Raw genomic sequence first — 22,449 nt, 5'->3', positions numbered from 1 at the left:
CATCACTCCATCACATCGCCGCGACTCAGATAGCGCGCCAGCGCCACGGTCGAGGCAAAACCCAGCAGCGCGATCAGCAGCGCCGCTTCGAACAGCAGCTCGCTGGCCTGGCGTATGCCCAGCAGGACCACCAGGGCCAGCGCGTTGACATACAGGGTGTCCAGCGCCAGCACGCGGTCGGTGGCCGTCGGCCCCTTCAGCAGGCGCCAGCCGCACAGCAACAGTGCCAGGCCAATGGCGGCCGTGGCGAAGTCCAGCGCCCAGGCGATCAGAGGCAGGTGTTCCATCATCCGAAGATCTCCAGCAGCGGCCGCTCGTAGCGTGCCTTGATCTGGGCGGCCAGCGCGAGCGGGTCGTCACAGTCCAAGGCATGGACCAGGATCTCATGGGCCTCCTCATCGACCACGCAGGACACCGTGCCCGGCGTCATCGTGATGATGGAAGCCATCAGCGAGATCGCGCCCGGCTGGCGCAGCGCCAGCGGCACCGGCACCCAGGCCGGCTGCGGGCGGGCACCGGGCGACAGCACCAGGCGGGCCACCACCAGGTTCGACACCAGGATGTCCCACAGCACGATGAAGACGAGGCGCAGCGCCAGACCGGGCTTGCGAAGGCGCAGCGCCGGCCCCAGAAAACCCTGCAGCAGACGCGGCAGCAGCAGGCCCAGCAGGGCCGCCACGATCAGCTGCGGCAGGGCCAGGCTTTGCTGCAGCAGCAGCCAGACCGCCGCCAGCAGCAGCGACAGCAGCGGGTGACTCAGCCATTTCTTGCCAGGCATCAGCGGGCCTCCTCGGGCTTGTCGATCCGATAGGGCCGGGTCGTCTGCGCCGCCGCCCCGCCCTGCTCGCCCAGCACCGCCTGGGCATAGGCGGCGCGATCCGCCAGCTGCAGCGCCGCCGCCTCGGTATAGCGCTGGATCGGCGCGGCCGCCACGCTCATCAGCACGCTGGCCGCCAGCAGCGCGCAGGTGGCCAGCACCAGCTTGGGACTGCTGCCCGAATCGCCGCAGGCCGGCAGATCGCTGCGCAGATGCCAGAACAGGATGCTGCCGGCGCGCGCCAGGCCCACCAGCGTGAAAAAGCCCACCCCCAGCAGCACGGCCCAGAAGCCGACGGCCCAGGCATGGCCGCTGGCCGCCTGCAGCAGCAGCAGCTTGCCGATGAAGCCCGGCAGCGGCGGCAAGCCGGCGGTCGAGGCCGCTGCCAGCAACAGCATCAGGCCCAGCAAGGTCGGCTGGGCCAGCGGCGAGGCCGGCACCAGCCGACCCTCGGCTTCGCCACGCTGCGCCGCCACCAGCTCGGCCAGCAGGAACAGCGCCGCGATCACCAGCGTGCTGTTGAGCATGTAGTAGAAGGCCGCGCCCCAGGCCGCCGCGCCATAAAGCCCCAGGCCCGCCAGCACCGTGCCCACCGAGGCCACCGTCAGCCAGGCCACCAGGCGCGCCAGCGTGCGGGCCGACAGGGCGCCCATCACGCCGACCGCGCTGGTGGCCAGCGCCAGCGGCAGCAGCACCGGCTCCACCGTCAAGGCTGTGGCGCCGCCGCTGTCGCCGAACACCACGCCATGCACGCGCACGATGGCATAGACCCCCACCTTGGTCATGATGGCAAACAGCGCCGCCACCGGCGGGCTGGCCGCCGCATAGGTGGCCGGCAGCCACATCGCCAGCGGCATCAGCGCGGCCTTGAAGCCGAACACCACCAGCAGCAGCAGCGCGCCGACCCGCAGCACGGCCGCGTCCGGCGCCGCCACCTGCGGCACGCGCAGCGCCAGATCGGCCAGGTTCAAGGTGCCGGTCTCCGCATAGATCAGGGCCACGCCGATCAGGAACAGCGCCGAGGCCGCCAGATTCAGCACCACATAGTGCAGGCCGACCCGGAAGCGCTCCCGCCCCTGGCCATGCACCATCAGCACATAGCTGGCGATCAAGAGCACCTCGAAGAACACGAAGAGATTGAACAGATCGCCGGTCACGAAGGCGCCGCTCAGCCCCATCAGCTGGAACTGGAACAGCGCGTGGAAATAGCGGCCATGGGCGTCCCAGCCGCCGCTGGCGTACCAGAGCACCGGCAAGGCCACGCAGCTTGCCAGCAAGAGCATCATCGCGCCCAGCCGGTCCACCAGCACCATGATGCCGAAGGGTGCCGGCCAGTCGCCGACCCGGTAGGCGATCAACTCGCCGCCCGCAGCCCGCTGCACCAGCGCGGCCGCGATCAACAGGCCCAGCGCGGTCGAGGCCAGCGTCAGGCGGCGCGCCCACAAGAGCTTGTGGTGACCGTGACCGGCATCGCCGCCGTGGTCGCCTAGCAGCAAGAGCAGCACGGCGGTGATGGCCGGCAGCAGCACCGGCAGGATCGGCAGATGCAAAGCGATCCAGTTCATCGCGCCTCGCCTTTCGCGTCGGGTCGCCCATCGACATGGTCGCTGTCGTTCTCATGCCGGCTGCGCAAGGCCAGCTCGATCACGAAGCCGGTGGTCGCGAAGCCGATCACGATGGCCGTCAGCACCAGGGCCTGGGGCAAGGGGTCGGCCACGGCAGCCCCGTCGCGCAGGATGGGCGGCGCGGCGCTCCACAGCCGCCCCATCGCGAAGATGAAGACATTGACCGCATAGCCGATCAGGCTCAGGCCCAGCACCACCGAGAAACTGCGCCCGCGCAGCAGCAGATAAATGCCGCAGGCCGTGACCCAGCCGATGCCGCTGGCCAGCAGGAATTCCATCGAGATCGTCATGCCCTCGCCCCTCGCGCACTGGCCGTGCCGCTTGCCTTGCTCGCCGCGCCCAGCACCGACAGCATCAGCAGCGTCGACCCCACCACGGTGATATAGACCCCCAGATCGAACAGCGCTGCCGTGGCCAGCGGCAGCTCACCGAGCAGCGGCACGGTCGGGTGGCCATGGGCGCTGCTCAGGAAGGGCCGGCCGAACACAAAGGCGCCGACGCCGGTCAACCAGGCAATGCCCAGGCCCGCGCCTATCCAGCGCACAAAGCGCCGCCCGCCCCCGGCGCGCAACAGGCTCTCGGCGCGCTGCTGGCCCTGGGCCATGTATTGCAGCAGCAGGGCCACCGCGGTGACCAGGCCGGCGACAAAGCCGCCGCCCGGCAGGTTGTGGCCGCGCCAGAAGATATAGGCCGACAGCAGCAAGGCCAGCGGCAGCACCAGGCGCGCGACGACACGCAGCATCAGCGGCTCGCGCGCATAGCTCCAGGGCCGACCCTCGGCATCGGCCTTGGGCTTGGCGACCCGGAATCCGTCCAGCAGAGCCAGCACACCCACCGCCGCAATGCCCAGCACGGTGATCTCGCCGAAGGTGTCATAGCCGCGGAAGTCCACCAGGATCACATTGACCGCATTTGTGCCGCCGCCGCCCGGTAGCGACTGCTCCAGGAAATACCACGAGATCGAGTCATGGTTGCGGGTCAGCATCAGCCAGGCCAGCCAGCCGATGCCGCCACCGCCAGCGATGGCCAGCAGCGCATCGCGTCCGCGCCGCAGCCGGCTCGATTCGACCGGGCTGAGCTGCGGCAGCAAGGCCAGGCCCATCAGCAGCAGCGCGGTCGAGACCACATCGACCGAGAGCTGGGTCAGCGCCAGGTCGGGCGCCGACAGTGCCAGAAAAGCCAGCGAGCAGATCAGGCCCACACCGCCCACCAGCACCACCGCGACAAAGCGCTGGCGCTGCATCACCAGCAGGGCCGCGCCCAGCACGATCAGCAGCAGCCACACCCCCACCGCCAGCGGCGGCGCAGCCAGCAGCTCGCGCTCGCCTGTGCCAAGGTTCTGGCCCAGCAGGGGCCAGACTGACAGGCCCACCGCCAGCGCCACCATCCAGGCCGCATAGCGCTGCAGCGAGCCATTCTCCAGCAGCGCGGTGCCACGCCCGGCCAGGCCGATCAGCCCGTCGATGACCGCATGGAACAGGGCCTTGGCACTGAGGGGCCCCGGCCGATAGCGGTGCAGCCGCCCTCCGCGACCGAGCCCGAAATAAAGCAGCGCGCCGCCGGCCACCGCGACCGCGCTCATCAGCAGCGGCAAATTGAGGCCATGCCAGAGCGCGAACTCGAAAGCCGGTGCCGGCGCGCCGAGCATGCTGCTCGCCGCCAAGCTCACCAGCGGGCCGGCAATCCACATCGGCGCCAGGCCTACGGCCACACAGATCGCGACCAGCAGCGCCACCGGTGCCTTCATGCCCAGCGGCGGCTCATGCGGATGCGGGTTCGGCAAGTCCCGCGCCGGACCATTGAAGAACACGTCGTGGACCAGGCGCAGCGAGTAAGCCACCGAACATAGCCCACCCAAGGTGGCCAGCAGCGGGATCGCCCAGGACAGCGGGCCCCAGAAATCGGCCTGCAGGGCCTGATCCAGCATCAGCTCCTTGGACAGAAAGCCGTTGAACGGCGGCAGGCCGGCCATGGCCGCCGCCGCCAGCAGGGCCAGGCTGCCGACCCAGGGCATGGCCTTCATCAGGCCGCCGAGCCGGCGCATATCGCGGCTGCCGCACTCGTGGTCGACGATGCCGGCCGTCATGAACAGCGCGGCCTTGAAGCTGGCGTGGTTCAGGATATGGAACACCGCGACCACGGCCGACATCGGCGAGCCCAGGCCGATCAGAAAGGTGATGAAGCCCAGATGGCTGATCGTCGAGTAGGCCAGCAATCCCTTCAGGTCGTGCTTGAAGATCGCGACAAAGGCGGCGAACACCATGGTCGCCAGGCCCACCGAGGCCACCACCACCTCGAACAGCGCCGAGCCGCTGCCTATCACCGGGTACAGCCGCATCATCAGGAACAGCCCGGCCTTGACCATGGTGGCCGAATGCAGATAGGCCGAAACCGGGGTCGGTGCCGCCATCGCCTCGGGCAGCCAGAAGTGAAAGGGCAGCTGGGCGCTCTTGCTGAAACAGCCGACCAGGATCAGGGCCAGGGCCAGCGGGTAGCGGCCGTCGGCCTGTACCAGTGCGCCCTGGTCGAGCATCTGCGAGAGCTCATAGGTGCCGGCGATCTGGCCCAGCAGGATGACGCCGGCCAGCAGGGCCAGGCCGCCGCCGCCGGTCACCGCCAGCGCCATGCGCGCGCCCTGGCGGGCCTCCTCCTTGTGGCCCCAATAACCCACCAGCAGAAAGGACGAGATGCTGGTCAGCTCCCAGAACACCACCAGCAGGAGCAGGTTGTCACTCAGCGCAATGCCCAGCATCGCCGCCATGAAGAGCATCAGCAGGCTGTAGAACTTGCCGGCCGGGTCCTCACGGTGCAGATAGTAGGCGCCGTAGAGCACGATCAGCAGGCCGATGGCCGTGATCAGGCCGGCGAACAGCAGGGCCAGACCGTCGAGCCGGAAGCCGAGGTTCAGGCCTATGGCCGGCACCCACTCGGCAAAGCCCAGCAAGACCTGACCCTCGAACACGGCCGGCGCAGCCGAGGCCAGCAGGCCCAGCGCGGCAGCGGTGGTCAGGCCGGCGGCCCAGGCCGGGGCCTGACGGTAGGCACTCTTGCGGCCCAGCCAGAAGCACAGGCCGGTGCCGAGCAGAAGCGGCAGCAGAACCACCGAAGCAAGCAGGTTCATCGTGTCGTCAGAGTGGGTAGCGGGGGCGACTCTCGGCAAGACCTGCCCCCGGGGACGCTCTAGGCGCGCGATCGGAAAGTTCTTGATTGTAGGAGACGCCCATCGGGGCACCGGCCTTCATCCCGGGTTCATGCCCCTGGGCTATGCTGCCGGCATGCCGATCAGCCCCTGGTACACCCTGGACACGAGTGGCCCACAACTCCGCCTGGCGCTGCGCGGTGCCTGGCGCATGGTGCATCTGGCCGAGATCGAACAGGCCCTGCGCGAACTGCAGCTGCCCGAGGCGCTGAGCGTCGATGCGACCGAGCTGGCCGAAATCGACTCGGCGGCGGCCCTGGTGCTGCTGCGCGCCCTGCCCCGGCAAGCAGGCTGGCATGGGCTGGCCGAGGTGCCGGCGCGCATCATCGAACGGGTGCGCGAGCATCTGCGGGCGGCAGCACCGCCGCAGGTGGCGCCACCGCCGACGGCGCTGGCCCAGCTGGGTCGCCAGACCCTGGACTTGCGCGCGCTGCTGCTGGGCCATCTGAACTTCTTCGGCGCCACGATGGTGGCGCTGGGCGAGGCGCTGCGGCGGCCACGCCTGCTGCGCCTGCGCGAGCTGACCGTGCAGGTCGAGCAGACGGGGCTCAATGCCGTGCCGGTGGTGGCCCTGGTGACCCTGCTGATCGGCGTCGTGATCGCCTATCTGCTGGGCCTGCAGGCCGAGCAGTACGGCGCTAATATCTTTGTCGTCGACGGCGTCGCGATCGGCGCGACGCGCGAATTCGCGCCCATCATCGTCGCGGTCATCGTCGCGGGCCGCTCTGGCGCCTCCTTCACCGCCCAGCTCGGCGCGATGCGGCTGACCGAGGAGACCGATGCGATCCAGACCCTGGGCCTGTCGACCATGCAGGTGCTGGTGCTACCGCGCGTGCTGGCCCTGATGCTGGTGCTGCCGCTGCTGGTCTTTGTCGGCGACGTGATGAGCATCCTTGGCGCGATGGCGATCGCCGATCCCATGCTGGGCATCACGCCCGGCGCCTTCCTGGCACGGCTGCGCGAGTCGCTGGACCTGCGCCATGTGCTGGTGGGCCTGTCCAAGGCGCCGGTGTTTGCGCTGGTGATCGCGGTGATCGGCGCCCGCATGGGCATGACGGTGGGCAAGGACACCCGCGCGGTCGGCGCGGCCACCACCTCGACCGTGGTGCAGGGCATCGTCGCGGTGATATTGCTGGACGCCGGCTTTGCCATCCTCTTGCAGACCCTGGGCTGGTGATGGCGGGCGACGACAAGGTCATCGAGCTGGAGAACATCGTCACCCGTTTCGGCGCGCAGACGGTGCACGACGGCGTCAGCTTCACGGTCGAACGCGGCACCCTGGTCGGCATGATTGGCGCCAGCGGCACCGGCAAATCGGTGCTGCTGCGCGAGATGATAGGCCTGCAGCGGCCGACGGCCGGCCAGGTGCGGCTGCTGGGCACCGAGATGTGGAATGCGCCAGCCGACGAGCTGGCCGCCGTGCGACGGCGCTTCGGCATGATGTTCCAGGATGGCGCGCTGTTCTCCTCGCTGACGGTGGCGCAGAACATCGCGGTGCCGCTGAGCGAACACACGGCGCTGGACCCGGCCACCATCAAGGCGCTGGTGGCGCTGCGCCTGCACCAGGCCGGTCTGCCGCCGGAGGCCGGGGCCAAGATGCCCAGCGAGCTCTCGGGCGGCATGCGCAAGCGGGCGGCGCTGGCCCGCGCGATCGCGCTGGAGCCCGAGATCCTGTTCCTGGACGAGCCGACCTCGGGGCTGGACCCGATCACCGCGCGCGCCTTCGACCGGCTGGTGCGCTCCCTGGTCGATGATCTGGGCCTGACGGTCTTTCTCGTCACCCATGATCTGGACACCTTGCTGGGCTCGGTCGACCGGCTGATCGCGCTGGCCCGATCCAGGGTGCTGGCCGACGGGCCGGTGCAGCAGGTGATGGCAATCGACGATGAATGGCTGCGCGAGTACTTCTCTGCGCGCCTCACAGTTCAAGGAGTTCAAAGCCATGGAAGCTGAAGCCCGCTACACCCGGGTCGGCGCGATCGTGCTGGCCCTGCTGGCGGCCCTGATCGTCGCCGTGCTGTGGCTCAGCAAGGTCGGCGGCCAGGGCGATTTCAAGCGCTACGCGATCCACTTCGAGCAGCAGGCGCTCGACGGCCTGCAGGTCGGCGCCGATGTCTCGCTGCGCGGCATCAAGATCGGCCGGGTCGAGGACTATTCGCTGGCCGCCAGCAAGTTCAACCGGGTCCGGGTCGAGCTGCGGGTCGACGGCCGCGCGCCGGTGTTGACCAACACGGTGGCCGTCGTGACCCGCAACTTCGTCACCGGCATCGCCGCGATCACGCTGATCACGCCCGAGCCGCCGGGCGAGCCGCTGGTGCAGGTGGCCGAGGGCGAGAGCTACCCGCTGATCAAGGAAGGCCGCTCTGATCTGGATGTGATCACCGGCCGGGTCCAGCAGGTCGGCGAGATGGCCGCGACCACGCTGTCCAGCGTCAACCAGCTGCTCAGCAGCGAGAACCGTGACGAGGTGATGGCGACGATACGCAATCTGCGCCAGCTCTCGCAAGGCCTGAACAGCCGGCTCGGCGCCCTGGATCGCACGCTGGCGCAGACCGGCGCGGCGGCCGAGAGCGTGGGCCAGGCCGCCACCCAGCTGAGCGGCTCGGGCGAGCGCATCACCGCGGCGGTCGAGCGCATGGGCAGCCGCCTGGACGGCACGCTGACCGAGACCGAGCGCACCCTGGTCGAGGCCCGCCAGGCGCTCGGCCAGACGGCCAAGGCGGTCGAGGCGCTGCAGACCCAGTCGGTCGCGACCGCGCGCCGGCTTGAGGACACGGCCAGCGGGGTCGACGACCAGCTGAGCGTCGCGATGTCCGAGCTGCGCCTGTCGATCGACGCCGCCACCCGCGTGTTCGACCGCCTGCGCGATCCGCGCGCGGCCCTGCTGGGGCCCAGCACACAACAACTCGGCCCCGGGGAGAAGAAGCCATGAGCGCTGCCAATCACGAAGTCCTTCTGCGGCGCCAGCTGCTGCTGGGCCTGGGCCTGTCGCCGCTGCTAAGCGCCTGCGTCTCGGTGGGCGGCGGCGATGCACCCTTGCAGGCCCTGTACCGCCTGCATGACGAGGGCGCCGGCACCGCCGAACGACTGCCCGCCCCACTGGTCGCCGCGCTGCTGATCCAGCAGTTGCCGGCCAATGCGATGGCCGACACGGTGTCGATGGCCTACTCAAAGCGAGCCCATGAGTTCGCCTTCTACCAGCAGGGCAGCTGGGTGGAGCAGCCGGTGCGCCAGGTGCCGCGCCTGCTGCAGCAGCGCCTGGAGGCGCGCGGCATCGCCGGCGCGGTGGGCCTGCTGGGCGACCCGATGCGCGCCGACTGGCTGCTGACCGTGGGCATCTCCAGCCTGCATCACGAGGTCGGCAGCGAGCCCGGCAGCGCGAAGCTGGCGCTGACCCTGGAGCTGTTCGACCGCCGCAGCCGCCAGCGCGTCGCGCGCCGGCGTTTCGACGCCGAGGTGCCTGCCAGGAGCGCCAGCGCCGCCGGCGCCGCGCAGGCGCTGTCGCAGGCGCTGAGCCAGAGCTTCGATGCGCTGCTGCCCTGGCTGGAGACCGAGCTGGCGCGTGCGGCCAAGGTCAGCCCACCCGCAGCACCGGCACCGGCCGGCTGAGCGCAAGCAGGGGGAAAGCTGGCCTCGCTAAAATCCCGCCAGCCTTACAAACCCGGACCCGCCTCATCATGACCACCGCGATCAAGCACGACGACCTCGTCGACAGCGTGGCTGCCGCCCTGCAGTACATCAGCTACTACCACCCGACCGACTACATCCAGCATCTGGCCCGTGCCTATGAGCGCGAGCAGAGCGCCGCCGCCAAGGACGCGATCGCGCAGATCCTGACCAACTCGAAGATGTGCGCCGAAGGCCGCCGCCCGATCTGCCAGGACACCGGCATCGTCAATGTGTTCCTGAAGGTGGGCATGGATGTGCGCTTCGAGGGCTTCCCCGGCTCGCTGGAGGATGCCGTCAACGAGGGCGTGCGCCGCGCCTACAACCACCCCGACAACAAGCTGCGCGCCTCGGTGCTCAACGACCCGCTGTTCGAGCGCAAGAACACCAAGGACAACACGCCGGCGGTGATCAGCGTCAGCATCGTGCCCGGCAATACCGTCGATGTGATGGTGGCCGCCAAGGGCGGCGGCTCGGAGAACAAGAGCAAGTTCGTGATGATGAACCCGAACGACAACCTGGTCGACTGGGTGCTGAAGACCGTGCCGCAGATGGGCGCCGGCTGGTGCCCGCCGGGCATGCTGGGCATCGGTGTCGGCGGCACGGCCGAGAAAGCCATGCTGATGGCCAAGGAGTCCTTGATGGACGACATCGATATGTACGAGCTGCTGGAACGCGGCCCGCAGAACAAGCTCGAAGAGCTGCGCATCGAGCTCTACGAGAAGGTCAACGCGCTGGGCATCGGCGCCCAGGGCCTGGGCGGCCTGACCACCGTCTTGGACATCAAGATCAAGACCTACCCGACCCATGCCGCCAGCAAGCCGGTCGCGATGATCCCCAACTGCGCCGCCACCCGCCACGCCCACTTCGTGCTCGACGGCTCCGGCCCCACGTACCTGGAAGCGCCCAGCCTGGACCTGTGGCCCGACGTCAAATGGGCGCCCGACTACAACAAGAGCCGTCGCGTCGACCTGAACGCGCTGAGCCGCGAAGAGATTGCCAGCTGGAAGGCCGGCGACACCCTGCTGCTGAACGGCAAGATGCTGACCGGCCGCGACGCCGCGCACAAGCGCATCGCCGACATGCTGGCCAAGGGCGAAAAGCTGCCGGTGGACTTCACGAACCGCGCGATCTATTACGTCGGCCCGGTCGATCCGGTGCGCGATGAAGTGGTCGGCCCGGCCGGCCCGACCACCGCCACGCGGATGGACGGTTTCACCCGCATGATGCTGGAGAAGACCGGCCTGACCGTGATGATCGGCAAGTCGGAGCGCGGCCCTGTGGCGATCGACGCGATCCGCGACAACAAGGCCGCCTACCTGATGGCCGTCGGCGGCTCCGCCTACCTGGTCTCCAAGGCCATCAAGGCCGCCAAGGTGCTGGGCTTCGAGGACCTGGGCATGGAAGCGATCTACGAGTTCGACGTGACCGATATGCCGGTCACGGTGGCCGTCGATTCGAACGGCACCAACGCCCACGACACCGGCCCGGCCGAGTGGAAGGAGCGCATCGCCTCGGGCAAGGCGGTGAAGATTCCGGTGGCGGCGGGCTGAGCCCGGCTGCGGCCACTCCCGCTCTTTGACGAAGCCACCGCCCAGCGGTGGCTTTTTCTTTGACTGTCCGAGTCGCGGCATCGGCATGAGCGATCAGCGTCGGACCGCTCATATCCTGGCCACACCTCAGAAAAGCGACGTTCTTCGCCAGCGCCCGGGGCGCCCGTGAGGCAACTCACGGAGCGCAGGCTCCGTTGGCACTGCCTGCCTGAGGCTTAGCATGGTCCGCGAGCGCGGCCGGGCCTCGCCACCCCCTTGCTTGGGCGCCCCCCTTGGCGGGATGGCGGCCGGGCGCTCCTTCGGCGACGATGCCGCCAGGGAGGTCGCCAGCAAGGCGGCGCGGCCGCAGCACGATGACATCGGCGGACCGCAGCCAGAACCTCCTACTGCGCCATGGGAGGGCGAACGATGTGGATTTCAAAGTATTGGTACGAGAAGCTGCCGGCGCTCTATGCGGCAGCGGCCTTGCTGAGCCTGGCCTTGCTGGGTACGCCGGCGGCCTTCAGCGCGACGCTGCTGATGGCGGCGGCGGCGCTGACCGCCTGGTGGCGCTACCAGCACCGCCGGCCGGACTGAGCCAGGCCCGGCCTCAGGCCAGCCGGAACACCTTGACCAGCGCGCTCAGGCGCTCGGCCTGCTGGCTCAGGCTTTGGGCCGCGGCGGTGCTCTGTTCGACCAGCGCGGCGTTCTGCTGGGTCACCTCGTCGAGTTGACCCACGGCCAGGCTGACCTGCTGGATGCCGCCGCTTTGCTCGCCGGTGGCCACCGAGATCTCGCTGATCAGGCCCGAGACCCGCTGCACCTGGGTGACCAGCTCGCCCATGGTCTGGCCGGCGCGCTGGACCTGGCGCGCGCCGTCCTCGACCTTGTCGACGTTCTCGCTGATCAGGCTCTTGATCTCGCGTGCGGCAGCGGCCGAGCGCTGGGCCAGCGAGCGCACCTCGGAGGCGACGACCGCGAAACCGCGACCCTGCTCGCCGGCCCGCGCCGCCTCGACGGCCGCGTTCAGCGCCAGGATATTGGTCTGGAAGGCGATGCCGTCGATCACCGAGGTGATGTCGGCGATCTTCTTGCTCTGCGCACTGATCGCATCCATCGTGCCCACCACCTGACCGACCGCCGCGCCGCCCTGGCTGGCCACGCCGCTGGCGGTGGCCGCGAGCTGGGTGGCCTGGCGGGCCGACTCGGCGTTGTGCTGCACGGTCGAAGTCAGCTGATCCATCGACGAGGCGGTCTGCTGCAGGCTGCTGGCCTGATGCTCGGTGCGGCTGGACAGATCCTGGTTGCCGGCCGCGATCTCGCTGGAGGCCAAAGCGATGCTTTGCGCCGACTGGTTGACATCGGTGACCAGCGCCCGCAGCGAATCGCGGGTGCGCTGCAGCGCCGCCATCATCGAGCTGCTGTCACCGGCGGCCACCGGCACCTCGGCCAGCAGATCGCCGGCCGCCACCCGCTCCAGCACCTGGCGTGCGGTGGCCGGATCGCCACCCAGTTCGCGCTGCACGCAGCGGCGCAGGCTGACCAGAAAGGCGATGCAGACCGCCAGGCTCAGCAGCGCCAGGCTCAGCACGGTCCAGCGCGCCGAGCTCATCGCGGCGGCGGCTTCCTGGCGCGCGCCTTCCTTGTCGGCGCCGGTGATTTTCTTGAGCTCCAAGAGCTCGGCGCGCAGCTCGCGCCAGGCCGGGGTTTCCTGCTTGTTCAGCAGCAGGGCGGCAGCGGCGGCATCCTGCTGCACCTGGGCCAGCACCTGCTGCTGCATCTCGGCCAGGCGGCTGCGCAGTGCGGCCATCGCACGCAGCTTGCTCAGCTGCTCGGGCGAGGCGGCCGCCTCGGCCGCGCCGGCAGCCTTGTCATAGGCCTTGGCGGCGCCATCGAGGTTCTCGTAGGCCTTCTTGTTGGCCGGGTCCAGCACGATATTGCGCAACGCCTGGCCCATCTGCAGGCCCTGGGCATACATCTCGTTGACCTCGGCCGACAAGGCGTCTTCATGCGTGAAGTAGTCGCCCAGCTGGCGCTCCACCGAGTAGGTGCCGACGCTGACGGCCGCGCCCAGCACCAGCACCAAGCCGGCCGGCACCGCCAAGGACAACATCACCCGCTGCATGAATCGCATAACCATCCCCTGCTTTGTCGACAAAACCGAGATAGTAGGCAGGAGCCCCTGGCTCAGGGGGGTGGCAGGGTCGCCGAATCGGCACTATTGCGCGCTTGGTGCACAACCCGCTGCGGGAATGGGATCTCGATGCCCAGCGCATCGAACAGACGCAGGATGGCCAGATTGACCTGGGAGCGCACGCCCAGCTGACCGTTGTGCGGATCCTCGATCCAGAAGCCGATCTGCAGGGTCAGCCCGTCGGCCGCAAACTCGCGCAGCAGCACGCCGGGCGCCGGGTCATGCAGCACGCGCGGCACCTTCATGATCTCCTCGACCATGCGCGGCATCAGGGTCTCGACATCGGTGCCATAGGCCACCTGCACGGTCGTGACCACCGAGACGCGCGGATCGGCCAGCGAGGAGTTCTCGACCCGCTGCGTGATCAGCATCTCGTTGGGCACGACCGACTCGCGGCCGTTGAGCGCGCGTATCACCGTGTAGCGGGTCTTGATGTCGCTGATGCGGCCCTCGAAGCCGTCCACCATCACCATATCGCCGATGCGCAGCGAACGCTCGGCCAGGATCACGAAGCCGCTCACATAGTTGGCCGCCAGCTTCTGCAGACCCAGCCCTATGCCCACGCCGATCGCGCCGCCCAGCACGCCCAGCGCGGTCAGGTCGATGCCGGCCGCCGTCAGCGCCAGCAGCAGGCCGACAAAGATCAGGAGCGAGCGGGTCAGGTTGACGCCGATCTTGCGCAGCGACAGATCGGTGGTCACATTGCGCAGCAGCCGCGCCTCGATCACCGACGAGACCCACAGCGCCAGCACCATCACCAGCACCGCGCTGAGGCTGCCCTCGATCAGCGCGCGCAGGCTGACCTGGCTGGCACCGATCTTCCACTTGATGTCGTCGAGCTCCGCCATCAGCACCGGCAGCAGGCCGGTGATCCACAGGATGGAGCCGCCCCAGGCCAGCCAGGAGACGGTGCGCTCGATCAGCTTGACCCAGCCCGAGCTGGGCAGCGCCGCGCTCAGCACCCGCACCGTCAGCCGTATCACCGCCAGCGAGATCAGCACCGGGATCACGACCTTGAACACCGCCACCGGCACGCCCAGCAGCGGCAGCGCCCGCCGCGCGCCCCAGGCCAGCGCCAGCGCCAGCAGCGGGAACAGCACGCCGTCGAACAGCTGGCGGCCAAACAGCACCGAGGGCGGCTGGGGCTGGCGGCCGCGCAGGCGCCAGACCACCAGCCAGGCCAGGCCCAGGCAGGCCAGCACCAGGGCCAGCTCGGTCAGCGCCGCAGGCTGCAGCAAGGACGCCAGCAGCGTCTGCAATTCGTCAAAAGTCAGGGGATGATGGTTCATTCGTCGGGGCGGCCGCCGGGCGGCGCCGCATCATAAAAGTCGCGCCGGGCTCAGACCCCGGCCAGCACGCGCAGATGCACGCCGACGCTGCGCGCCAGCGCGCCCAGGTGGTAGCCGCCCTCCAGGCAGGAGACGATGCGGCCCTGGGCATGGCGCTCGGCCAGCTCCTTGATGCGCCAGGTGATCCACTCGTAGTCGGCCTCGACCAGGCCCAGCTGGCCCAGATCGTCGTCGCGGTGGGCGTCGAAGCCGGCCGAGATGAAGATCATCTCGGGCTTGAAACGCTCCAGCGCCGGCATCCACATCGCCTCTATCATTTCGCGGATCTCGCCGCCGCGGGTGTAGGCCGGCACCGGCACATTGATCATGTTCTCGCCCTTGGGCACGGCGCCGCAATAGGGATAGAGCGGGTGCTGGAAGATGCTGACCATCAGCACGCGCTCGTCGCCGGCCAGGATGTCCTCGGTGCCATTGCCGTGGTGCACATCGAAGTCCACCACCGCGACACGCTGCAGCCCGCGCACATCAAGCGCATGGCGGGCCGCGATCGCGACATTGTTGAAAAAGCAAAAGCCCATGCTCTGGTCGCGCGTCGCATGGTGGCCCGGCGGGCGCACCGAGCAGAAGGCATTCTCGACCTGGCCGTCGATCACCAGATCGGTGGCCTGCACCGCCGCGCCGGCGGCGCGCAAGGCGGCCGACCAGGTGTGGGGATTGGCGATGGTGTCGGGGTCGATGGCACGCGACTCGCCCGTGGCGGCCAGCGACTCCAGCGTGTCGCGCAGCTGGGCCACATAGCCATGGGTATGGGCCAGCTCCACATCCGACAGACGCACGCTCGGCGCCTCATGGCGCTCCAGCGCGACATCCAGTCCGCTGCCGATCAGCCAGTCCTCGATCGCGTCCAGGCGCTGCGGACATTCGGGGTGGCCGGCGCCCATATCGTGGCGGCGGCAGTCGGGGTGGCTGAGGTAGGCAGTGGGCATGCAGGAGGGCGCGGCAGTCAGGGTGGCGCGGCGTGTTTTGAGTTAATGTCCGAGCATGAGCGACCAAGCCACCAAGCACCAGCTGTTCCAGCAACTCAAGACGCTGCAGCACCAGATTAGCACGATCATCCGCGGCAAGCCGACCCAGATCCGCGACTGCGTGGCCTGCCTGATCGCCGGCGGCCATCTGCTGATCGAAGACCTGCCCGGGGTCGGCAAGACCACGCTGGCCCATACCCTGTCCGTCTCGATGGGCCTGCGCTTCTCGCGCGTGCAGTTCACCTCCGACCTGATGCCCTCCGATCTGCTGGGCGTCTCGGTCTACGAGCGCGAGCGCGGCGGCTTCGCCTTCCACCCCGGGCCGGTATTCGCCCAGGTGCTGCTGGCCGACGAGATCAACCGCGCCGGCCCCAAGACCCAGAGCGCGCTGCTGGAGGCGATGGAGGAGAACCAGGTCAGCGTCGACGGCCAGACCCATGCCCTGCCCCAACCCTTCTTCGTGATCGCGACGCAAAACCCCAGCGAGCAGCTCGGCACCTACCCGCTGCCCGAGTCGCAGCTGGACCGCTTCCTGATGTGCATCTCGCTGGGCTATCCGGACGAGAAGGCCGAGCGCGAGCTGCTGATGGGCCAGGACAGCCGCGAGGCGATCCGTGCGCTGGCTGCGGTGATGCAGCCCGGCGAGCTGCTGGCGGCCCAGGCCGCCGTGCGCGAGATCCATGCGGCGCCGGCCCTGCTGGACTATCTGCAGGCCCTGCTGGCCGCGACCCGCTCGGGCCAGTGGTTTGTCGAAGGCCTGAGCCCGCGTGCCGGCCTCGGCGTGCTGCGCGCCGCACGCGCGCGCGCCCTGCTGGACGAGCGCGACTATGTCTCGCCCGACGATGTGCAGGCCATCCTGCCGCAGACCATTGCCCACCGCCTGCGACCCAAGGCCGGCAGCGGCCGCGGCGCGCGCGAGCAGGTGCGGGCCATGATCGAGTCCATCCCGATTCCCTGAGCGCTGATATGGTGCAGTCCCTCCGACGCCGCGCCCGGGCCTGGTGGCAGGCCCGCCATCCGCTCAGCGACACCCACCAGATGGGCCAGCGCAATATCTACATCCTGCCGAGCCGGCCGGGCTTGTCCTATTGCATCACCCTGGTCGTGCTGCTGCTGGCCTCGATCAATGACCAGCTGAGCCTGGGCTATCTGCTGACCTTTCTGCTGGCCGGCGCGGGTTTTGCGTCGATGCACGCCACCCACGCCAATCTGCGCGGCCTGAGCCTGGACCTGAAAAGCCCGCAGCCGGTCTTTGCCGGCGACGATGTGCAGCTGGAGGTGAGGCTGCACAACAGCGGCCGGGCGCGCTATGGCATCGGCATCCAGGTCCGGCCAGGCAAGGAGGCGGAGCCGGCCTGGGCCGATGTGCCGGCGCTGGGCCACAGCCTGCTGCAGCTGCGCTGCCCGGCGGCCACGCGCGGCCTCATGAGCCTGCCGCAGCTGCGCGTCTCGACCCGTTTTCCGCTCGGCCTGTTCGGCGCCTGGAGCATCTGGCGGCCGGCGGCCCGGGTCTGGGTCTATCCCCGGCCCGAGCAGCCGCCGCCGGCCCTGCCCGGCCAGGCGGCCAGCAGCGGCGAGGGCCAGCGCGCCGCGACGCTGATGGTGCGCGGCCAGGACTTCGAGGGGGTGCGCCCCTACCGCCAGGGCGATTCGATCAAGCAGGTGCTGTGGAAGAAGGCCGCCAGCGCCCCCGACGGCCAGCTGCTGGTGCGCGAGACCCTGGCGCCGGCCAGCCGCCAGCGCTGGCTGGACCTGGCCGACACCGCCGGCCTGGACTGGGAGGCACGGCTCTCGCGCCTGAGCGCCTGGGTGCTGCTGGCCGAGCAGCTGGGCCAGTCCTACGGCCTGCGCCTGGGCGGGCAAGAACTGCCCCCCGATCATGGGCCGGCACAGCGCCAGGCCTGCCTGGAGCTGCTTGCCTCGGCGCCCCAGGCGCCGTCCCATGGCTCGCCGCTGGAGCCGCTGCGATGAGTACCTGGGCCACGTTCAAGGCTCGGCTGCAACACCTGCCGCGCGAGACCCGCGACACCTTCTTCCTGCTGTTCGCGATCGCCGCCACCGCCCTGCCCCATGCCAGCCATCTGCCGCTGTGGTGCACGGCGCTGACCGGGCTGATGCTGCTGTGGCGCGGCCTGCTGGCCTGGAACGGCCAGGCACTGCCCGGGCGCTGGAGCCTGAGCCTGCTGCTGCTGGTGACGGCCGGCCTGACCCTGCTGACTCACCGCACGCTGATCGGCCGCGAGGCCGGCATCACGATGCTGGTGATGCTGATGGCGATGAAGACGCTGGAGCTGCGCGCGCGCCGCGATGCCTTCGTCGTGTTCTTCCTCGGCTTCTTCCTGGTGCTGACCCAGTATCTGTACTCGCAGTCGCTGCTGACCGGGCTGTGGACCCTGGTCAGCGTCTGGGCGCTGCTGAGCGCGCTGGTGCTGGCCCAGATGCCGGTGGGCCAGCCCAGCCTGAAGCTGGCCGCGACCCAGGCCGCCCGCACCACCGCGATGGGCCTGCCGGTGATGGTGCTGCTGTTCCTGCTGTTCCCGCGCATCGCGCCGCTATGGGGCATCCCCAGCGACTCGGTGGGCCGTACCGGGCTGTCCAACGAGATGGAACTGGGCGCGATGTCGGAGATCGCCAACGACGAGAGCATCGCGATGCGGCTGCGCTTCGAGGGCCCGGCGCCGCCGCCGCAAGGCCTGTACTTCCGCGGCCCGGTGCTCAGTCGCTTCGACGGCCGCAGCTGGCGACCGCTGCCCGGCAATAACAACCCCTTCATCACCCGCGCGCCGGCGCCACGGGTGCGGGGCCAGGTCTTGCGCTACGAGCTGACGATGGAGCCGCTGCGTCTGAGCGTGCTGCCCCTGCTGGAGAGCAGCCCCGAAGCGCCGGGCAGCGAAATGGATGTGCAGGGGCTGCTGCTGCGTCGCAGCGTCGACCTGCAATGGCTGGCGCCCCGGCCCATCACCGAGCGCCTGCGCCTGAACCAGCAGGCCTATCTCGACTATGACAGCGGCCCGCTGCAGCCGACCCTGGGCCTGCAAGCCTATCTGGAGCTGCCCCAGGGGCTGAACCCGCGCACTCTGGGCTGGGCGGCCGAGCTGCGGCGCCGCCCCGAGCTGGCCGGACTCGACGAGGCCGCGTATGCGCCGGCCATGGTGGCCGCCGTGCTGCGCCACATCACCACGGCCGAGTTCATCTACACGCTGGCCCCGGGCCGCTACGGCGAGGTGACGCCGCATCTGATCGACGAGTTCTGGTTCGACCGCCGGCTGGGCTTTTGCGAGCATTTCTCGGCCGGCTTTGTCGTCGTGATGCGGGCCCTGGGCATTCCGGCCCGCATCGTCACCGGTTTCCAGGGCGCCGACCGCGAGCTGCAGGACGGCTATCTGGTCGTGCGCAACAGCCAGGCCCATGCCTGGGCGGAGGTCTGGCAGGCCGGGCGCGGCTGGGTGCGGGTGGACCCGACAGCCGCGGTGGCGCCGGACCGCGTCAATCTGGGCCAGGCCCTGAGCCCCCCGCCCGGCGCCTTCGCCGGCGCGCTGGGCCAGGTCAACCCAGCCCTGTGGCAGGGGCTGCGGGCCATCGCCCGGAGCTGGGAGCAGCTGAACAACCGCTGGCAGCAGTATGTGCTGAACTACTCGCGCAGCGACCAGTTCGATCTGCTGAAGAAGCTGGGCTGGCGCAGCCCCGACTGGCAGTCGCTGGGCCAGCTGGTCGGCGCGCTGATCGGCCTGCTGGCCGGCGCCGGCGCGGCCTGGGCGGCCTGGCAGGCCCGGCCGCACGACAGCTGGAGCCGCCAGCGCGGCGCCATCCTGCGCGAGCTGCGCCGGCTCGATATTGCCGCCGCCGCCCACCAGGCGCCGCGCCAATGGGCCGCCCTGCTGCGAGCCCGCCACGGCGCGGCGGCCGAGCCGCTGGCGCGCCAGCTGCTGGCGCTGGAGCTCGCGCGCTATGCGGCGGGCAGCACGCCAAGTGCCGCGCACACGGCCGGCTGGCTGAACCGCTGGCGCTGGCTGCGCGAGTTCCGTGCCGCAGGCCGTATGCTGCGGCACCAGACCATGAAGACCTCCTGATGTTGTTGCGTGCCCTGACCCTTGCCCTGATCACCGCCGCGCTGGCCGGCCCGGCCCAAGCCACCAAGAAGAAACAAGCAGCACCGCCGCCCGCCGCCGCGCTCTACGGCGAGCGCGAAGACCTGATGCGCTTCGCCAGCGAGCAAGCCGCACTGCTGGGCTGGAACGAGGCCGGCCTGCGCCGCCTGCTGTCCCAGGCCAGGAAGCTGCCGACCGTGCAGCGCCTGATCATGCCGCCGCCGGCCGGCACAGCCAAGGACTGGGCCGCCTACCGGGCCCGCTTCGTCGAACCGCGCCGGCTGCAGGCCGGCCTGGCCTTCTGGGCCGCCCATGAGGCCGCGCTGGCGCGGGCCGAGGCGCAGTACGGCGTGCCGGCCGAGCTGATCGCCGGCCTGATCGGCGTCGAGACCTTCTACGGCCAGATCACCGGCGGCTTTCGCGTGCTCGACGCGCTGGTGACGCTGGGTTTCGACTTCCCGCCGGGACGGCGCGACCGCAGCGAGTTCTTCCGCGCCGAGCTGGCCGAGTTCCTGAAGCTGTGCCAGCGCGAGGGGCTGGACGCCGCGACCGTCAAAGGCTCCTACGCGGGTGCAATGGGCTGGCCGCAATTCATGCCCAGCAGCTGGAACAAGCATGCGATCGATTTCGATGGCGACGGCCACGTCGACCTGATTGGCAATCCGGTCGACGCGATCGGCTCGGTGGCCCACTACCTGGCCCAGCATGGCTGGCGGCCCGGCATGCCCACCCATTACACGGTGGCGGTACCGGTCGACACCGTCGAGCGGGCCCGCCTGCTGGCGCCCGACATCCTGCCCAGCTTCAGCGCCGCCCAGTTCGCCGAGGCCGGTGCCGAACTCTCGGAGGCCGGCCGCGAACACCAGGGCGCGCTGGCCCTGGTCGAGCTGCAGAATGGCACGGCCGCGCCCAGCTATATCGCCGGCACCGCCAACTTCTATGCGCTGACCCGCTACAACTGGTCCAGCTACTACGCCTATGCGGTGATCGAGCTGGGGCGCACGCTGCGCGGCTTCAGGGACAGCGCTCAAAAACCCTGATCGTCACCGCCGCCAGCCTCGCCCTGGATCGCCGCCGTGCGCTGCCAGTAGCGCCGCACCAGCTCGCGCTGGCATGAGGGCTCGGGCGCATCGCTGCGCCAGCGCAGCGCGCCGCAGTCGGCCGAGTTCCAGACCGGCACGCCGCGCGCCTGCAGTCGCGCCAGCACGGCCGGGGCCGGATGGCCGAAGCGGTTGCGGTAGCCGGCCTGCACAAAGGCCTGGCGCGGCGCCACCGCGTCCAGGAAAGCCGGCGTCGACGACGTCTGGCTGCCATGGTGGGCCAGCATCAGCAAGTCGCTGGGCAGCTGCGGCAGGCCCAGCAGGCTCTGCTCCTGGGCCGCCTCGATATCGCCGGTCAGCAGCAGGCTGCGCGTGCCGGCCCGCAGCTTCAGCACACAGGACAGCGCATTGGGTTTGACAGCTTCGCGCCGGTAGTCGGCCGGCTGTGGGTGCAGGATCTCGAAGTCCACACCGTCCCAGGTCCAGCGCAGGCCCCGCTCGCAGCGGCGCTGCGGCGGGCCTGCCGCCAGCAAGACATGACCCTCGTCCAGCGAGCTCAGCAGCGCGCGCACCGGCAGGCCGGCCAGCAGCGCGGCGGCGCCGCCGACATGGTCCTGGTCGCGGTGGCTCAGCAGCAGCAGGTCCAGCTCGCGCACGCCCAGCGCCCGCAGCAGCGGCAGCAGCACCCGCTGGCCGGCATCGGCCTGGGGTGTGTACTGCGCGCCGCTGTCATAGAGCAGGCTGTGGTTGGCGGTGCGCAGCAGCACGGCCGTGCCCTGGCCGACATCGGCGGCCAGCAGCTCCACCTGGCCCGGCGCCGGCCGCGGCACGGCCGGCCACAGCAGGCCCAGCGCCAGCGGCAGGCCCAGCAGCCGCGAGCCCCAGGGCAGCGGCAGCACCAGCAGCAGCGCCGCCAGCAGGCCGCAGACCTGGGCCCACAGCGGCGCCACCGGCAGATGCCAGACCGCCCAGGGCAGGCCGGCCAGCCAGCGCAGCCACAGCATCAGCCCCTGCAGACACAGCACGGCCAGGTCCCACAGCATCGGCACCAGGCTGCCGGCCAGGGCCAGCGGCGTGATCAGCAGGCTGACCACCGGAATCGCGACCAGATTGGCCAGCAGACCCACCGCCGAGATCTGCTGGAAGAACAGCAGGGTCAGCGGCGCCAGACCCAGCGTGGCGACCCACTGGCTGTGCAGCGCCGCGCCGAGCTGGGCCCGCCAGCCCGGCGGCAGCGTGCCCGGCCCGCTGGCCATCAGCAGGCCGACCGCGACAAAGGACAGCCAGAACCCCGCCTGGCTGATCGCCCAGGGGTCGATGGCCGTCACGACGCAGGCCGCCAGCAGCAGGCTCAGCGGCCAGGGCCAGCGCAGGCCCAGCTGGCGCAGCAGCGCCAGCGTCAGCAGCATCCAGACCGTGCGCTGGGCCGGCACGCCCCAGCCCGAGAACAGCGCATAGGCCAGCGCCACCCCCACGCCGGCCCACAGCCCGGCACTCGGCGCGGGCAGCCACAGGCAAGACCTGGCACTGCGGCGCCACAGGCCGGCCACCGCCCAGCCGGCGGCCCAAGCCAGCATCGTGATGTGCAGGCCGCTGATCGCGACCAGATGGCTGACGCCGGTGTCGCGGAACAGGCCCCAGTCGGCGCGTGTGATCTGGTTTTCCGTAATTGAGTGGAATCTACGCAATAGGTCCACCGGAATCGCCGCGGCGAATTATGTTGGCCGCAATGCCATCCCGGCACCCCTCGACGACCTCCACGAAAGTCGGCCGCAATGGCCTTTCGACCGCCCAACTCTCCTCTGAAACCAATCTCCCACTTACGTCCGATTTACGTATTCGGTCGTCCGAGAATGCTCAGAAATTAAGCAACTCAAGCTGCCTAATTTTTAAGCACTTCTTTCACACGCAATTCCGCACTTTCTGCTTTCCTAGGAAAAAGGCACCGTGCGCAATTGAGATGAAAGCAAAAAT

Annotated in this window: 19 protein-coding genes; 10 read left to right on the top strand and 9 right to left on the bottom strand. The window is 69.8% G+C overall.

The window, feature by feature from the left end; all coding sequences use genetic code 11:
- Window positions 1–2: 2 nt before the first annotated feature.
- From ABGI63_RS13875 to ABGI63_RS13855, 5 genes are read right to left on the bottom strand one after another with little or no spacing between them, the layout of a single operon-like run.
- The gene (locus tag ABGI63_RS13875) at window positions 3–290 is read right to left on the bottom strand and encodes a K+/H+ antiporter subunit F (protein ID WP_432767419.1); all 288 of its coding nucleotides are present in this window, start codon (window positions 288–290) and stop codon (window positions 3–5) included.
- Window positions 287–778 (bottom strand): Na+/H+ antiporter subunit E, encoded by a 492-nt coding sequence (locus ABGI63_RS13870; protein ID WP_349742979.1) that lies wholly within the window; start codon window positions 776–778, stop codon window positions 287–289. The genes ABGI63_RS13875 and ABGI63_RS13870 overlap by 4 nt, the downstream gene beginning before the upstream one ends.
- The gene (locus ABGI63_RS13865; RefSeq protein WP_349742978.1) at window positions 778–2,382 is read right to left on the bottom strand and encodes a monovalent cation/H+ antiporter subunit D; all 1,605 of its coding nucleotides are present in this window, start codon (window positions 2,380–2,382) and stop codon (window positions 778–780) included. The genes ABGI63_RS13870 and ABGI63_RS13865 overlap by 1 nt, the downstream gene beginning before the upstream one ends.
- The gene (locus tag ABGI63_RS13860) at window positions 2,379–2,720 is read right to left on the bottom strand and encodes a Na+/H+ antiporter subunit C (protein WP_349743180.1); all 342 of its coding nucleotides are present in this window, start codon (window positions 2,718–2,720) and stop codon (window positions 2,379–2,381) included. The genes ABGI63_RS13865 and ABGI63_RS13860 overlap by 4 nt, the downstream gene beginning before the upstream one ends.
- 8 nt (window positions 2,721–2,728) lie before the next feature.
- Window positions 2,729–5,563 (bottom strand): monovalent cation/H+ antiporter subunit A, encoded by a 2,835-nt coding sequence (locus ABGI63_RS13855; RefSeq protein WP_349742977.1) that lies wholly within the window; start codon window positions 5,561–5,563, stop codon window positions 2,729–2,731.
- A 154-nt stretch (window positions 5,564–5,717) separates the two neighbouring features.
- Here ABGI63_RS13855 and ABGI63_RS13850 point away from each other — a divergent pair, with 154 nt between their 5' ends.
- The 6 genes from ABGI63_RS13850 (at window position 5,718) to ABGI63_RS13825 (ending at window position 11,436) form a co-directional block, all read left to right on the top strand.
- Window positions 5,718–6,818, top strand: a complete 1,101-nt coding sequence (locus ABGI63_RS13850; protein WP_349742976.1) for an MlaE family ABC transporter permease — start codon at window positions 5,718–5,720, stop codon at window positions 6,816–6,818.
- Window positions 6,818–7,594: an ABC transporter ATP-binding protein gene (locus tag ABGI63_RS13845; RefSeq protein ID WP_349742975.1), complete on the top strand. Its 777-nt coding sequence runs from the start codon at window positions 6,818–6,820 to the stop codon at window positions 7,592–7,594. The genes ABGI63_RS13850 and ABGI63_RS13845 overlap by 1 nt, the downstream gene beginning before the upstream one ends.
- Window positions 7,584–8,573 (top strand): MlaD family protein, encoded by a 990-nt coding sequence (locus ABGI63_RS13840; protein WP_349742974.1) that lies wholly within the window; start codon window positions 7,584–7,586, stop codon window positions 8,571–8,573. The genes ABGI63_RS13845 and ABGI63_RS13840 overlap by 11 nt, the downstream gene beginning before the upstream one ends.
- Window positions 8,570–9,250: an ABC-type transport auxiliary lipoprotein family protein gene (locus tag ABGI63_RS13835; RefSeq protein WP_349742973.1), complete on the top strand. Its 681-nt coding sequence runs from the start codon at window positions 8,570–8,572 to the stop codon at window positions 9,248–9,250. Before ABGI63_RS13840 ends, ABGI63_RS13835 begins: the two co-directional genes overlap by 4 nt.
- A 68-nt stretch (window positions 9,251–9,318) precedes the next feature.
- Window positions 9,319–10,860 carry a fumarate hydratase gene (locus ABGI63_RS13830; protein WP_137941992.1) on the top strand — a complete coding sequence of 514 codons (1,542 nt, stop codon included), beginning with the start codon at window positions 9,319–9,321 and terminating at the stop codon, window positions 10,858–10,860.
- Between the two features lie 408 nt (window positions 10,861–11,268).
- Window positions 11,269–11,436, top strand: coding sequence for a hypothetical protein (locus ABGI63_RS13825; RefSeq protein ID WP_171018171.1), 168 nt, complete (start codon window positions 11,269–11,271; stop codon window positions 11,434–11,436).
- A gap of 13 nt (window positions 11,437–11,449) precedes the next feature.
- On the opposite strand, the gene ABGI63_RS13820 is transcribed toward ABGI63_RS13825, so the two are convergent.
- From ABGI63_RS13820 to ABGI63_RS13810, 3 genes are read right to left on the bottom strand one after another with little or no spacing between them, the layout of a single operon-like run.
- Window positions 11,450–12,973, bottom strand: a complete 1,524-nt coding sequence (locus ABGI63_RS13820; RefSeq protein WP_349742972.1) for a methyl-accepting chemotaxis protein — start codon at window positions 12,971–12,973, stop codon at window positions 11,450–11,452.
- A gap of 53 nt (window positions 12,974–13,026) precedes the next feature.
- Window positions 13,027–14,322 (bottom strand): mechanosensitive ion channel family protein, encoded by a 1,296-nt coding sequence (locus tag ABGI63_RS13815; RefSeq protein ID WP_349742971.1) that lies wholly within the window; start codon window positions 14,320–14,322, stop codon window positions 13,027–13,029.
- A gap of 50 nt (window positions 14,323–14,372) precedes the next feature.
- Window positions 14,373–15,308 carry a histone deacetylase family protein gene (locus ABGI63_RS13810; protein WP_137941989.1) on the bottom strand — a complete coding sequence of 312 codons (936 nt, stop codon included), beginning with the start codon at window positions 15,306–15,308 and terminating at the stop codon, window positions 14,373–14,375.
- A 55-nt stretch (window positions 15,309–15,363) separates the two neighbouring features.
- Here ABGI63_RS13810 and ABGI63_RS13805 point away from each other — a divergent pair, with 55 nt between their 5' ends.
- Genes ABGI63_RS13805 through mltB form a run of 4 tightly spaced genes read left to right on the top strand, consistent with a single transcriptional unit; the run spans window position 15,364 to window position 20,475 of the window.
- Window positions 15,364–16,305, top strand: a complete 942-nt coding sequence (locus tag ABGI63_RS13805) for an AAA family ATPase (RefSeq protein ID WP_137941988.1) — start codon at window positions 15,364–15,366, stop codon at window positions 16,303–16,305.
- Between the two features lie 8 nt (window positions 16,306–16,313).
- The gene (locus ABGI63_RS13800) at window positions 16,314–17,318 is read left to right on the top strand and encodes a DUF58 domain-containing protein (protein WP_349742970.1); all 1,005 of its coding nucleotides are present in this window, start codon (window positions 16,314–16,316) and stop codon (window positions 17,316–17,318) included.
- A complete protein-coding gene (locus ABGI63_RS13795; protein WP_349742969.1) occupies window positions 17,315–19,417 on the top strand; it encodes a transglutaminase TgpA family protein in 2,103 nt (700 codons plus the stop codon). The genes ABGI63_RS13800 and ABGI63_RS13795 overlap by 4 nt, the downstream gene beginning before the upstream one ends.
- Complete coding sequence (mltB, locus tag ABGI63_RS13790) at window positions 19,417–20,475, top strand: lytic murein transglycosylase B (protein ID WP_349742968.1); 1,059 nt, start codon at window positions 19,417–19,419, stop codon at window positions 20,473–20,475. The genes ABGI63_RS13795 and mltB overlap by 1 nt, the downstream gene beginning before the upstream one ends.
- Here the strand turns inward: mltB and ABGI63_RS13785 are convergent.
- Complete coding sequence (locus ABGI63_RS13785; RefSeq protein WP_349742967.1) at window positions 20,463–22,163, bottom strand: DNA internalization-related competence protein ComEC/Rec2; 1,701 nt, start codon at window positions 22,161–22,163, stop codon at window positions 20,463–20,465. The genes mltB and ABGI63_RS13785 overlap by 13 nt on opposite strands.
- Window positions 22,164–22,449 lie beyond the last annotated feature (286 nt).

The sequence above is a fragment of the Roseateles cavernae genome (genome assembly GCF_040187885.1).
GTDB lineage: Bacteria > Pseudomonadota > Gammaproteobacteria > Burkholderiales > Burkholderiaceae_C > Roseateles_E > Roseateles_E cavernae.
Note: the sequence above shows the minus strand (reverse complement) of the source record. Positions and strands in the feature narration are given on the sequence as shown.